At 47.8% G+C, this 12,504-nt stretch carries 12 protein-coding genes; 3 read left to right on the plus strand and 9 right to left on the minus strand.

Features of this window, described 5'->3' with window-relative positions:
* Window positions 1–43 precede the first annotated feature (43 nt).
* The 3 genes from B8987_RS00295 to B8987_RS00305 all read right to left on the minus strand — a co-directional run bounded on the left by B8987_RS00295 (window position 44) and on the right by B8987_RS00305 (window position 2,584).
* Window positions 44–850 carry a cytochrome C assembly family protein gene (locus B8987_RS00295; protein ID WP_020374529.1) on the minus strand — a complete coding sequence of 269 codons (807 nt, stop codon included), beginning with the start codon at window positions 848–850 and terminating at the stop codon, window positions 44–46.
* A 14-nt stretch (window positions 851–864) separates the two neighbouring features.
* Window positions 865–2,175: a glutamyl-tRNA reductase gene (hemA, locus tag B8987_RS00300; protein ID WP_084660630.1), complete on the minus strand. Its 1,311-nt coding sequence runs from the start codon at window positions 2,173–2,175 to the stop codon at window positions 865–867.
* Between the two features lie 199 nt (window positions 2,176–2,374).
* Window positions 2,375–2,584 (minus strand): helix-turn-helix domain-containing protein, encoded by a 210-nt coding sequence (locus B8987_RS00305; RefSeq protein ID WP_020374527.1) that lies wholly within the window; start codon window positions 2,582–2,584, stop codon window positions 2,375–2,377.
* A gap of 158 nt (window positions 2,585–2,742) precedes the next feature.
* Between B8987_RS00305 and B8987_RS00310 the strand changes: the two genes are divergently transcribed.
* Window positions 2,743–3,105: a helix-turn-helix domain-containing protein gene (locus B8987_RS00310; protein ID WP_020374526.1), complete on the plus strand. Its 363-nt coding sequence runs from the start codon at window positions 2,743–2,745 to the stop codon at window positions 3,103–3,105.
* Between the two features lie 28 nt (window positions 3,106–3,133).
* Here B8987_RS00310 and sucD read toward each other — a convergent pair whose 3' ends face one another.
* From sucD to feoB, 6 genes are all read right to left on the minus strand, one after another.
* Window positions 3,134–4,003 (minus strand): succinate--CoA ligase subunit alpha, encoded by an 870-nt coding sequence (gene sucD, locus B8987_RS00315; protein WP_084660631.1) that lies wholly within the window; start codon window positions 4,001–4,003, stop codon window positions 3,134–3,136.
* A complete protein-coding gene (gene sucC, locus B8987_RS00320) occupies window positions 4,004–5,116 on the minus strand; it encodes an ADP-forming succinate--CoA ligase subunit beta (protein ID WP_084660632.1) in 1,113 nt (370 codons plus the stop codon).
* Window positions 5,113–6,387 carry an NAD(P)-dependent malic enzyme gene (locus B8987_RS00325; RefSeq protein WP_028962390.1) on the minus strand — a complete coding sequence of 425 codons (1,275 nt, stop codon included), beginning with the start codon at window positions 6,385–6,387 and terminating at the stop codon, window positions 5,113–5,115. Before B8987_RS00325 ends, sucC begins: the two co-directional genes overlap by 4 nt.
* Before the next feature lie 19 nt (window positions 6,388–6,406).
* The gene (mdh, locus tag B8987_RS00330) at window positions 6,407–7,336 is read right to left on the minus strand and encodes a malate dehydrogenase (RefSeq protein ID WP_020374522.1); all 930 of its coding nucleotides are present in this window, start codon (window positions 7,334–7,336) and stop codon (window positions 6,407–6,409) included.
* Between the two features lie 26 nt (window positions 7,337–7,362).
* Window positions 7,363–8,580 (minus strand): NADP-dependent isocitrate dehydrogenase, encoded by a 1,218-nt coding sequence (icd, locus tag B8987_RS00335; RefSeq protein ID WP_084660633.1) that lies wholly within the window; start codon window positions 8,578–8,580, stop codon window positions 7,363–7,365.
* A 371-nt stretch (window positions 8,581–8,951) separates the two neighbouring features.
* Window positions 8,952–10,751, minus strand: coding sequence for a ferrous iron transport protein B (gene feoB, locus B8987_RS00345; protein WP_084660635.1), 1,800 nt, complete (start codon window positions 10,749–10,751; stop codon window positions 8,952–8,954).
* A 102-nt stretch (window positions 10,752–10,853) separates the two neighbouring features.
* Here feoB and B8987_RS00350 point away from each other — a divergent pair, with 102 nt between their 5' ends.
* Window positions 10,854–11,195, plus strand: coding sequence for a hypothetical protein (locus B8987_RS00350; RefSeq protein WP_020374520.1), 342 nt, complete (start codon window positions 10,854–10,856; stop codon window positions 11,193–11,195).
* Window positions 11,196–11,260: 65 nt separating this feature from the next.
* Window positions 11,261–12,499 carry an MFS transporter gene (locus B8987_RS00355; protein WP_028962394.1) on the plus strand — a complete coding sequence of 413 codons (1,239 nt, stop codon included), beginning with the start codon at window positions 11,261–11,263 and terminating at the stop codon, window positions 12,497–12,499.
* The last annotated feature ends 5 nt before the right edge of the window (window positions 12,500–12,504 follow it).

Genomic DNA, 12,504 nt, shown 5'->3' on the forward strand with positions numbered 1-12,504 from the left:
TTTTGCCTTCTTTCCTGTACCCGTTCTTAATAATACGCTTCTGTCAAACATCATAAAAATGGAAGCCATGAAAGAAGACTCCCACCACAAACAAATTGACAAAAACAAATAAAAACGCTGACATCGCATAAACTGCCGCTTTATGGCCTCTTGAGCCCGTCATCCGCAAGACAGCGTATCCAAGATACACAAGCCACGTGATGATGCTCCAAACTTCCTTGGCTGACCACGACCAATAGAAATGAAAAACTTGTTTGGCCCATAAAGTGCCCGCAATCAATGTCACGGTGAAGAAAATGAGACCAGCAAAAATTAAACGCCCACTGATTACGTCCATAACTTCTAGCGAAGGTAGTTGATAATAAAAAAGTCTCACTTTCTTCCGTTTCAACTCTCGCTCTTTTTCTGTATACATAATACTAAAGACGGCTGCCAACAAAAAAGCGACATAAGCAAAAATAGCTGTGGTCACATGGATCGCCAACAATGTACTGTCGAGATGTGGCGGCACAATGATATGGCGTGACAACGCCTGACTGCCAAGCCACATCAACGTGATCACTGGCATTAAAAATCCACCAAGCGGTAATGTGGGACGAAACAATTGAAATAACGCAAAAACAATGACAGATACCCAAGTAAAGGTCGCTATCCAGTCGTACAAGGTTTCATCAGGCCATGTTCCTAGACCGATCGCCTCTTGTATGAACCAACTGGTTTGCGCGGCCAGCCCAATAAGAGTACCCGCAAATCCCCACTTGCGCCACGTATCGTTATATAACGTCGCCACGTAAAACACGGAAGATGACAAATATCCCAAAAAAACTAACGCAATGAATACGGCTCCCACACCATCGCCTCAGTTCACCGCTCAGGTTGCAATACGTGTTCTGTATTGGGCGTTCTGGTGTTCTCGGTGGTGCCATCAAGATGAAACAGTTCGCGCACGGCTTCGATATATTCTTCCTTATCTTTGTCTGTTGCCCAAGCGCGCATTCCGACCATAGCATCATTAAGAAACTTATTTAAAATTAATCGAGTTGTCTCGGCAACCACTTGTTTATCGGCATCCGACAAATGCGATAACCGGTTGAGGGCTTTATTCAACTCGTTAATGCGGATAGATTCAGCTTTCTCGCGAAGTTGCCGGATAACTGGTCCAACTTCCGAGGCCGCAATATCACTCGCCAATGTCTCAATTTCTTCTTGAATAATTTTTTCGACTTTCACAGCCTCTTTTTGCCGCTGATGCAAATTGGCCTCAACGACGGCATTTACGTCATCAATATCGTACAAAAAGATTCCACTCCCCAGACGAACAATATCCGGATCTAAGTTTCGTGGCACCGACAAATCAAACAAAAACCGTAAACGTTCACCCTTACCTTTTATAGCCTCTTTCATCATCTGTTTCGTGACCAAAAAGTTTGAGGCGTGCGTGGACGAGACAATAATGTCAGCACTCGGCAACACCGTCATCAATTGATTTAGCGGCACATAAGAGCCATGAATTTCCTCTGCCAGGAGTTGACCCCGGTCAGGCGTTCGATTGACAATGGTTATATTGCCCACTTTTGCCGAAGACAAATGGCGCGCCACAAGTGTTCCCATTTCTCCAGCACCAATTACCACCGCGTGGGTTCTCGACAAGTCTCCAAACACTTTACGGCCTAATTCGACCACCGCATGCCCCATTGATAACGCATTGTGACTGATAGCGGTTTCCGCATGCGCTCTTTTCCCGACGGTTAATGCAGCACGGAACAAACGATGCAGAGAACCGGTCACCCCATATTTCTGAGATAATTCATATGCCTCTTTGACTTGGCCGAGGATTTGCGTTTCCCCCAGCACCATGGAATCTAAGCCGGCTGCAACGCGAAACAAATGATCGAATACTTTGGTGTCTGCATACCAAAACAGCGCATCAGAAAACTCTCTACGTTCAACCCCAGCGATATGTCCCCACCAGTCAACAATAGCCGAGTAAGAAACATTACCTGCAACATACATTTCCGTGCGGTTACACGTAGACAGAATTACAATGCCCTGTTGTCCAACCAATTCATGAACTCGGTTATATGCTTCAACAATTTGGTCGGGCGTCAATCCGACTTGCGCGCGAATTTTTAACGGCGCCGTTTTATGATTTATTCCGACAACCTGAATCAGCACAATAAGCCACCTCTTATCTAGGGTGACCGCTTCACGTCCTCGTTATGTGTCAGTCACTCTACGCCTATAATAACATGGGAATGCAAAAAAGATCTCTCCTTGTTTTGGATTTTTTATAAAAGTTTAATCTATCAGCACTCGCTAGAAGTATAAAATTTAACTTTTTATCACCTTTGTTAAATCCCGTGGAGTTGATGACCTATTTTTCTATAGTGAAAACTTCTTCCATGCTTAAACCTAACAACAATGTTCCTGCAATAAATTTTGCCCCCGGTCTTCTCTTACCGCCCAAAACACGATTGACGTACGAATAGGCGAGATCCATGTGCTCTGCCAAATCTCGTTCAGACCAACCGCGTTGTTCCATAAAACGCCGCAACGCTGCAACGTTAACTACCAGAGTGGCCAAAAAAATCCCTCATTATCTTTTTGGCAAAATCATAGCGTAATTTTTCCATTTTGGCAATTTGTATCCTCCTGGGATTCTCTCGAAACGAATGTTGCCTATAGGCAACAGATTCGATAGGATTAGACAAAGGGTCACATCATCATAGGAGGCGGACAGCATTGCAATTCGGTAAATTTCTCCGTGAACAACGGCAAGCGAAACATCTGTCTTTAGTCGCTTTAGCCGAACGGACCGCAACCAGTTCTTCCTACTTATCTCGTATTGAGCGTGGACTACGCAATCCGCCCAGTCCCGCTGTTTTGCGACGTTTAGCGCAAGCACTCGATATTCCCTATGAACAACTTATGGAACGAGCTGGCTATCTCAATACGGCTTTACATGAAGAACCGGTCTTTTATGGTGGCATTAATCATCAGCAATGGCAAGAAGCCGTTTCGACGTTATCTGATGAAGATTGGACCGACGTCTGGGCGCTCATTCAAAATAAAGTGGCCCGTCGTAAACAGGGCCACTCCTCATAACAGACAATCCCCAATAATTTGGTCGCAATCATCCTAAGACAGAGCGAACCGCTTCTGCCACCTGCCAGGGCATCGTAACCACTTCAGCCCCATGGGCTTTCAAAGCCTTTTCCTTACTTGCTAGAGTACCTTTGCCGCGTTCAATAATCGCACCGGCATGCCCCATTCGTTTGCCCGCCGGAGCTGCTCGTCCTGCCAAATACACCACAACGGGCTTCCCTAATGTGCTCAAATATTCTGCTGCCTCTTCTTCTGCACTACCTCCAATTTCGCCAACCATCACGACGCAACGGGTATCGGGATCTTGCCGAAATTGTTCCAATACGGTAATAAACGTTTGTCCGACCACCGGATCTCCACCCATTCCGACCACAGTGGTTTGCCCAAGATTATGTTGAGACAAACTAAAAGCAATTTCATAACTTAATGTGCCAGACCGGGCAACGACCCCAACAGGACCAGGGGTATAAATATGATTTGGCATAATACCCATTTTGGTATGTTCACTCGGCGAAATAATGCCAAAAGTATTCGGGCCAATAATGGTCGCCCCCACAGTCTTAGCCCGGTTGACAATATCAATAGAATCTTGAACTGGAATGTGTTCCGGGATCATAACGATTAAGCGGATCCCGTTTTCCATAGCCTCAAAAGCCGCATCCTTGGCAAATGGGGCCGGAACAAAAACAATCGAAGCTGTTGCCCTCGTGTTTTCAACTGCTTCTCTCACCGTATCATATACCGGTACTCCTTCGACATCTTGTCCGCCTTTTGTCGGTGAGACACCACCGACAACGGGGGTTCCATACGCCAACATTTGCCGGGTGTGAAACCGTCCTTGATTACCTGTAATCCCCTGAACAATCACCCGGTCATTATGGGTTAATAAAATAGCCATTTAAACGGCCTCCTTTGCCAGGCGAACGGCTTGTTCCGCTGCTTCTGCCATGTCAGAATAGGCCTGGATTCCTGCTTCATTTAGCAAAGCCACACCTTCTTTTTCGTTGGTTCCCACCAACCTGACGACCAATGGTACAGGAATGCCTACTGTACTTTTGACTTGTAAAATTGCCTTCGCCACATCATCGCAGCGTGTAATTCCACCAAATATGTTGACCAGAATAGCTTTAGGCTTCATAGATACGAGAACACCTAGGGCTTTAGCTGTCGGTTCTACCGAAGCTCCGCCGCCGGCATCCAGAAAGTTAGCTGGTCGTCCGCCAAAATATTGAATGGCATCCAACGTCGCCATAGCCATCCCAGCACCATTAGCCATAACTGCAATATCCCCATCCAGCTCGACATATGCCAACCCGATTTCATGTACTTGTTTTTCGAGAGGCGACCCTTCATCGACACGTGTCAGGTCAGGATGACGATACAGCGCGCTATCGTCAATATTTAACCGCGCGTCGGCGGCAATTAAATGCCCATGGACCACAGCCAAGGGATTGATCTCGACCAATTCGGCATCTTCTTCTCGATAAATTTGGTATAATTTCACAACCAAATCCGCAAATTCTTTAAATAACACATCTTTCAATCCTAAAGCTTCAGCCATTTCCCGTCCAAAATATGGAAGCACTCCGACAGCCGGATCCACATATCGCTTAACGATTTGGTCGTCCGGCACCTCTTCAATTTCTACGCCCCCCGCAGCAGAGGCCATAACCAGGGGGCATTTAGCATTACGGTCTGTGGTCACGGAGATATATAATTCTTTTTCAATCGGCAATTTTTGTTCGGCATATAATTTTTCTACGCGATACCCTTTTAATACCATTCCCAGCATATTCTTGGCGATTTCAGCGCCTTGTTCCGGAGTTTCGGCAAAGCGAATTCCGCCTGCTTTGCCGCGTCCTCCGACCAAAACTTGAGCTTTGAGTGCTACTGGGCCCAAATCCCTAACCGCACTGGCCGCACCTTCGGGAGAATCGACCAACCGCCCCGGTGCAATGGGAATGCCGTGTTCAGCTAAAATCCCCTTGGCCATATATTCGTATTGCTTCATCGTCGTTCGTCTCCTTCCAGGATTTTGTCCTCTTGTCCTAGAACCTGACTCACCAACTCCCGACAGTGCTTTTCCACCCAATTGGGGTCAACATCTGTGGATTGCGCCACACCCGTATTAAGAGCTGCCTGTGCAACAGCTTTGGCAACGGCAGGAGCGACGCGTCGGTCCATTGCCTGCGGAATAATGTAATCATCGCGCAATTCATCATCCCTGACTAAATTGGCTAAGGCCACGGAAGCAGCGACGCGCATGGCTTCATTAATATCCCGTGCCCTGACATCAAGAGCCCCACGGAATATTCCTGGAAAGCCTAAAACATTATTAATCTGATTAGGAAAATCGCTACGACCGGTTCCCACAACCCGGGCTCCTGCCTCAAGCGCCAAGACCGGCCAGATTTCGGGAACGGGATTGGCCAGGGCAAACACAATGGCATCGGACTTCATCTTCCGAACCATGTCTAATGTTAGCGCCCCAGCAACGGATACGCCGATAAATACATCCGCGTCTTCTAAAGCTTCTGCAAGCCCTCCCATTCTCCGTTCGAGATTGGTGATTTGCGCTATCTCTTCCTTATATGGATTACTGTTTCCCGGTCTGCCGTCGTAAATTAAGCCTTGACGATCAACTAATGACACATCACGAGCGCCTAGAGCTAGAAGGTGCTTGGCCGTAGCAATCGCCGCCGCTCCTGCACCATTAAACACGATGCGTACGTCGCTCAAAGCTTTACCCACATATTTCAGGGCATTGATTACCGCGGCCCCTACTACGACCGCGGTCCCGTGCTGATCATCGTTGAAAACGGGGATGGATAAGACATCCTTCAGTTTTTGTTCAATTTCAAATGCTCGGGGAGCCGAAACATCCTCCAAATTCACGCCGCCAAAACTGGGTTGTAATAATCGAACGGTCTCAACAATTTTGTCCGGATCTTTGGTGTCTAAACAAATGGGAACGGCATCCACGCCGCCAAACATTTTGAACAAAATCGATTTACCTTCCATTACCGGAAGACCCGCCATGGGTCCGATGTCGCCGAGTCCCAGCACAGCCGTGCCATCGGTAACGATTGCTACCATATTGGCACGATTTGTATAGACATCTACCAATCCCGGATTTTGCTGAATGGCTCGACAGGGCTCTGCCACCCCGGGGGTATAGGCCAGTGACAAATCTTCTTGAGTTTTCACTGGAACCTTACTCATCACTTGAATCTTGCCCTGATGTTCTTGATGATACTGTAATGCCCGATCTCGGCTATGCATGGGGTCCTCCTCGTATCCGTTAGTAATTTAACATCGATAACGGTTTTCTTACGGCCGCCACCGATTTGGCAAACGCTGCCCGTTCTTCGTCAGTAAATTCCACCTCTAACACTTTCTCAATGCCATTGCCTCCGACAATGGCGGGAACTCCCACGAAAATATCATGTTCGCCATATTCTCCATCAAGATAACTGATGACTGGTATCACCCGGCGTTCATCTTTCAAAATCGCTTCAACCATTTCTGCCAAGGATGAAGCGGGTGCATAAAACGCGGATATCTTCATCAGATTAAGAACCTCGCCCCCTCCAGTGCGGGTGCGTTGGACAATTTGGTTGAGAGTCTCTTGCGGCAATAATTTTTCGACGGGGATTCCGCCGACTGAAGAATAGCGCACTAAAGGCACCATGTCATCGCCGTGACCTCCCATCACAAAGGCGGTCACATCTTTTGGCGAGACCTGTAGGGCGTCCGCTAAAAAGGCTCTAAACCGTGCTGAATCAAGCACACCGGCCTGCCCAATCACACGGTGATAAGGAAAGCCGCTAGCTTTTTGGGCCACATACGCCATAACATCGGCCGGATTGCTCAAGATAACCAAAATCGCATTCGGAGAAAGTTGCGAGGCTTGTGCCACCACTTGGTGTACAATCTCGGCATTAACTTTCAGTAAATCGTCCCGACTCATTCCTGGTTTGCGTGGCATTCCCGCGGTGACCACAATAATGTCGGAGTCCCGAGTCAACTCATAATCCGTGGTCCCCACAACCTTCAAACTAAAACGTTCAATAGGACCCGCTTCCCAAATATCTAGCGCCTTACCCTCAGGAATTCCTGGGGCGACATCCACTAACACAATGTCTCCAAGTTCTTTAAGGGCCATCACGTGAGCCGTCGTGGCTCCTGTGGCTCCTGCCCCAATAATGGTGATCTTATTCCGTTTAAACATCATCATTCACCCCTTAATCAAATGGATTACCGTAAGCGACTGATAATGGCGTCAGCAAATTCAGACGTCTTAACTTCTTTAGCGCCTGGGAGTTGGCGTGCCAAGTCATAAGTAACGGTTTTGGCCTGAATTGTATCTTCCAAAGCCTTGATAATATTATCCGCGGCTTCATTCCATCCCAAATGCTCCAGCATCATCACTGCGGATAGAATCAAGGAACTGGGATTGACTTTGTCGAGATTAGCGTATTTGGGCGCTGTACCATGCGTGGCTTCAAAGATGGCAATCTCATTGGACATGTTATTGCCCGGAGCCATGCCCACGCCTCCGACTTGTGCGGCTAATGCATCGGACAAATAGTCTCCATTCAAATTTGGCGTGGCAATCACGTCAAATTCCTTGGGCCGCAACAGCACTTGTTGGAAGGTGATATCGGCAATGCGGTCCTTTAATACAATGACCCCCTCAGGTTGATGTCCCTCATATTTCTCATATAAGACGCTTTCCGTTATCACCTGCTCGGGAAATTCGCGTTCGGCTAACTGATAACCATAATCCCGAAATGCACCTTCCGTAAACTTCATGATATTCCCTTTATGCATCATGGTGACAGATCGCCGGTGGTGGCTAATGGCATATTGAATGGCGCTGCGAATCAACCGTTCACTCCCCACCCGGGTGATGGGTTTGATGCCAATTCCTGCTGTCAAGTCGATATGTTTACCAGTTTCTTGATTGATAAATTCAATAATTTTCTTTGCTTCAGGAGAATTTGCAGGCCATTCAATACCGGCATAAACATCTTCGGTATTTTCCCGGAAAATAACCATATCAACAAATTCCGGATGGATCATCGGGGAGGGAACGCCAGGAATGTAGCGTACCGGTCGCACACATGCAAATAAGTCTAATTCTTGACGTAATGTGACATTGAGGCTTCGAATTCCGCCGCCGACGGGTGTCGTCAGGGGCCCTTTGATTCCCACTTTATATTCGCGAAACATGTCCAGCGTTCGTTGAGGTAGCCATTCCCCAACTGTGTCATGAGCTTTTTCGCCAGCTAATACCTCTACCCAATGAATCTGTCGCTGTCCTTGATAACTGGCCTTTACCGCTGCGTCCACCACGCGCTTGGTCGCCCGCCAAATATCAGGACCAATGCCGTCGCCTTCAATAAAAGGGATGATGGGATCGGAAGGCACTACAATCGTTCCGTTATGATAAACAATTTTATGACCATCCATTATCGCTAGCCTCTCCTTCCTCCTTCAAATGCATCTCCATGATGGCACAGTTTTTATCGCCCGCTCAAGGATCGTTGATAAATTTCACAAATTAAACTTTTTTGAAATCACACAAGACAAGCGCCTCTGACCTAAAGGCGGAGGCGCTTATGAGTATTTTTAGGTAAATGGGCCTTTGACTCCAAAGATACTGAGGGACTGCACGATTTTTGTAACGCGCACTGCCTGCATGAACTCATCCACAATTCGGAGATAATGCTTCCACATCTCGGACAGCGTCCCACAAATCCTCGTAAAGGTAAGCCACATGCCGGGCAAGATTTGACCGTCTCCATATTTTTCAACCCCCGCCATAGTCTATGCCAAGAACTTCAGACGGGTCCAAAACGGGCCATCAATCCCCCAACAAATAGAGCCAAGACAATGGAACCAATCCAAATTAACATCCCATCCCGCCATCCGCGTTCTTTCAAAATGACGAGCGTCGATGCCATACAAGGAACAAATAGCGTCAAGGTCACGGCACCGGTGACAATTTGGTGAGGCGTCAGTCCTAATTCATAAAATCCGGCAGCACCAAAGTCACGCCGGATAAACCCTAAGAGAAATGACTGGGTTGCTTCTTGGGGTAATCCTAACCAATACTGTAAAAATGGTCCCACAAGACGATCAAAAGCGGGCAAGAGACCCGTCATATCTCCGAGCTCAATGAGCCCAGATCCCACCACAAATAAAGGCCAAGCTTCTCGCAGAAATTCGAGCACTTTGGTTTGTGTCTTCCATAGAACATTATTCCAGTCAGGAAGACGGAGCCGTGGCAAATCCAATAAGAGTGGCGTGGGACGACCGGGTAAGCTCTTATCCAAAATGGTTCCAATGACAATAAACAGTCCAATAATGGTCCCAGCATAAGTCAAGGCATAGATAGCCCCGACACCACTTAACAATCCGATAATAATTCCCATTTGGGCCGAACACGGGATGGTCCACGCAAGTAAAATGGTTGAAATCGTGCGTTCTCGTTGGGTTTCCAAAGCTCTCGTAGTCAGTGTCGCCATCGTCACACAACCAAAGCCCAACACTAAAGGAATAACTGCACGCCCATTAAGTCCTAAACGCAAAAACCACCGGTCCAGCCACGTAGCTAAACGTGGTAAATAACCCGTGTCCTCTAAAATTGCTAAGAGCAAATAAAAGGCCGTTACGAGCGGTAACAACAATGCCACGATATAAATTAATCCGGCGGAAATCATGCCATATTGCCCCACGAGTAATCTGAAGGGCCATGACTGAGGAGGCACTACTAGCGCTATCACATGTTTCACGATAGGGATCAGCAAAAGCGATGTAAACTGCTCTAAAGTATCCACAACGGTCCCAGCGACAACGATGCCGACGAAATAATAAATCGCGCCCACTACCACACTGGCCGCAACAAATCCTCCCCAAGGACTCAGAAGCAACCGATCCAACCATAAATCGTTTTGACGACGCGACGATGCGGGCGTTAGGACACGAGAAGCAATGTCATCTGCACGCATCCGGCGGGCTATATAAAGCTCTTCACGCATGCCGGTTTCGGATTTCTGTCCCACTTGGCGTGCTAATTCCTCGTCTTCTTCATGCCATAATAACGATTGCAGCCCTGTTAGGTGCCATGACGGGGGCGTTTGCCAAGATTTTTCCAGGGCTTTAGGTTGCACTTTCGATTCGATGAGCGAGCGCAACACGCCAAAGTTGGAACCTTTGGTTGCAGAAATCCCTACTACTGGAACGCCCAGAATCTCTTCCAATAGTGCGGTGTTAATGGTGGCTCCCTCTTTTTCAAGCTCGTCCATCATGTTTATGGCTACAATAACGGGTAAACTGGCTTCAACCAGTTGCAGGGTCAAAAACAGATCGCGGGATAAACGGGTCCCGTCAACAACATTCAGGACGATATCGGCCTGTTCTAATGCGGACACTGTCATTTTTTCTTCATCGGATAACCGGCTTAATCCATATACGCCCGGTGTATCGATAATTCGGTCGCTCCCATAAGCCCCTTCAAGAATCTGGACCGTACTGCCTGGAAAATTTGAAACCTCAACATAACGTCCGGTAAGTTTCTGAAATACCAACGACTTCCCGACATTGGGATTTCCTACTAATACAATGGTCCGTCCGGGCATATTCCGATCCCTCCTGGGACAAGCTATGCACTTAAAGACAGAAAAAGACCACCGTCAGAATAAAGGGGTTCATAATTGGGCAGTCCGAGGAATATCATCCACATGCGCCATGACCGCAATGTGCCATTGGAATATCTCAAGCAGTTATGGGACCGGGTTCCCTCAACAGCTGGACGGGATCTCGAGACGATTGACCTGATTTGGCAACGCTCCAGTTATGTGATTCATGCCTGGTCCAACAAACAGCTGGTTGGCACGGCCCGGGTGATTAGTGATGGCGCATATTTTGCATTCATTTGTGATGTGGTGACAGCACCCCGCTTTGAATTTTTGCGAATCAAACTTATACAGCGAGCGTCCCGCCCCTTCTTGTATCGCCATTTGACACTATATTGCCAGAGTGATCATGTCGCACGATCTCCGCAAATATTTTTCCGAGTCTAAGCTCTCCCTGAGGGCTTGTACTATAATGGGACAGAGCACGCTGGAGAACAGGATGGGCATCAAACATGCGAGCCACGACATTGCGGGATAATTTGCGGCGATCACTATGGCATGGCGCGTTTTTTACCGCGTCAACCACAATCATTTCGACATTCTTTCCCTTGTATTTTATTGACAGTCTCCATGCGAGTGCCAAACAAGTCGGCTTGTTAAATGCTTTGCCCGCACTCGGCGCACTGTTGGCCAGCATCCTTTTAACCTTTCGTCTCCCCCAGCTGCCAAGGCTAGTACGCGGCACCACCCGGTCTTTTTTCGTAACACGTTTATCTTATGTTTTGCTAGCATTGGCACCATGGCTCAGCCCTCATCACGCCGCCGAATTTGCCCTCATCGTATTCACGTTGGCCAACATCCCCCAAACATGGGGATTAATGGGTTGGCAAACCCTCATCGGTCATCTGATTCCTGCCTCCTTACGGGAGGGATTTTTTAGTCAGCGCAATGTGGTCACAACGTTAGTCGCACTAGGAGCCAGCCTATTCACAGGTCTCATTACCCAGTTTTTCTCACATGGTTCAACTCGAGCTCTCCAAGTCTTCATCGTCTTGGCAACCGTTTTAGGCATTTTAGAAGTCATGACCTTAGGCCGTCATCAACTGAAAATCCCATCCACGTCCGCTTCCGTATCCCCCCGCCTGCCATGGCGCACTATCATCCACAATGGCATCTTCTTACGTTATGCCTTGTTGTCCGCGTTCTTTAACTTTGGGTGGCAGATGTCGTGGCCCTTATTTAACCTCTATCAAATCGGGCAAGCCCATGCTACGGCATTTTGGCTTGGAATCTTTAGTGTTATGGCATTGGTAAGCCAAGCCATCAGTTTTCCTCTATGGCGGAAATTTGCCCGCCACAAGGGAGCAATGATCGCCCTCGGATATGCCGCATTGGGATTGGCAACGGTTCCCTGGCTTACCATTTTGACCAAAAATCTTGTGGTGTTAAGCAGCATCAATTTTGAAGCTGGTCTCTTTTTGAGCGGGGTCAATCTTCTTTTATTTACCGAATTGCAAGCGCATATCCCGGCTCAACACCGGAGCGAATACATTGTCGTATATAACATCATCATTGGAGCTATCGCTTTTATGGCCCCTGAGTTCGGGATTTGGGCATTATCCCGAACCAATATTATCGCCACAATGCAGATATCAGCATTGTGGCGAGCAGTAGGTGGTGCAGCATTTCTTGTAACCGGAGCCGCTATTGAAAAAGCCTGGGTAAAGCATGCTAGGCAAATCTCCCGGTAATGCAC

The sequence above is a fragment of the Sulfobacillus thermosulfidooxidans DSM 9293 genome (assembly GCF_900176145.1).
GTDB lineage: Bacteria > Bacillota > Sulfobacillia > Sulfobacillales > Sulfobacillaceae > Sulfobacillus > Sulfobacillus thermosulfidooxidans.

Excerpts from the sequence above, each read along its gene's own strand:
- feoB (WP_084660635.1), bottom strand. The coding sequence starts at position 10,751 with ATGCCCGGACGGACCATTGTATTAGTAGGAAATCCCAATGTCGGGAAG.
- mdh (WP_020374522.1), bottom strand. The coding sequence starts at position 7,336 with ATGTTTAAACGGAATAAGATCACCATTATTGGGGCAGGAGCCACAGGA.
- B8987_RS00350 (WP_020374520.1), top strand. The coding sequence starts at position 10,854 with ATGCGCCATGACCGCAATGTGCCATTGGAATATCTCAAGCAGTTATGG.
- sucD (WP_084660631.1), bottom strand. The coding sequence starts at position 4,003 with ATGGCTATTTTATTAACCCATAATGACCGGGTGATTGTTCAGGGGATT.
- icd (WP_084660633.1), bottom strand. The coding sequence starts at position 8,580 with ATGGATGGTCATAAAATTGTTTATCATAACGGAACGATTGTAGTGCCT.
- sucC (WP_084660632.1), bottom strand. The coding sequence starts at position 5,116 with ATGAAGCAATACGAATATATGGCCAAGGGGATTTTAGCTGAACACGGC.
- B8987_RS00355 (WP_028962394.1), top strand. The coding sequence starts at position 11,261 with ATGCGAGCCACGACATTGCGGGATAATTTGCGGCGATCACTATGGCAT.
- B8987_RS00325 (WP_028962390.1), bottom strand. The coding sequence starts at position 6,387 with ATGCATAGCCGAGATCGGGCATTACAGTATCATCAAGAACATCAGGGC.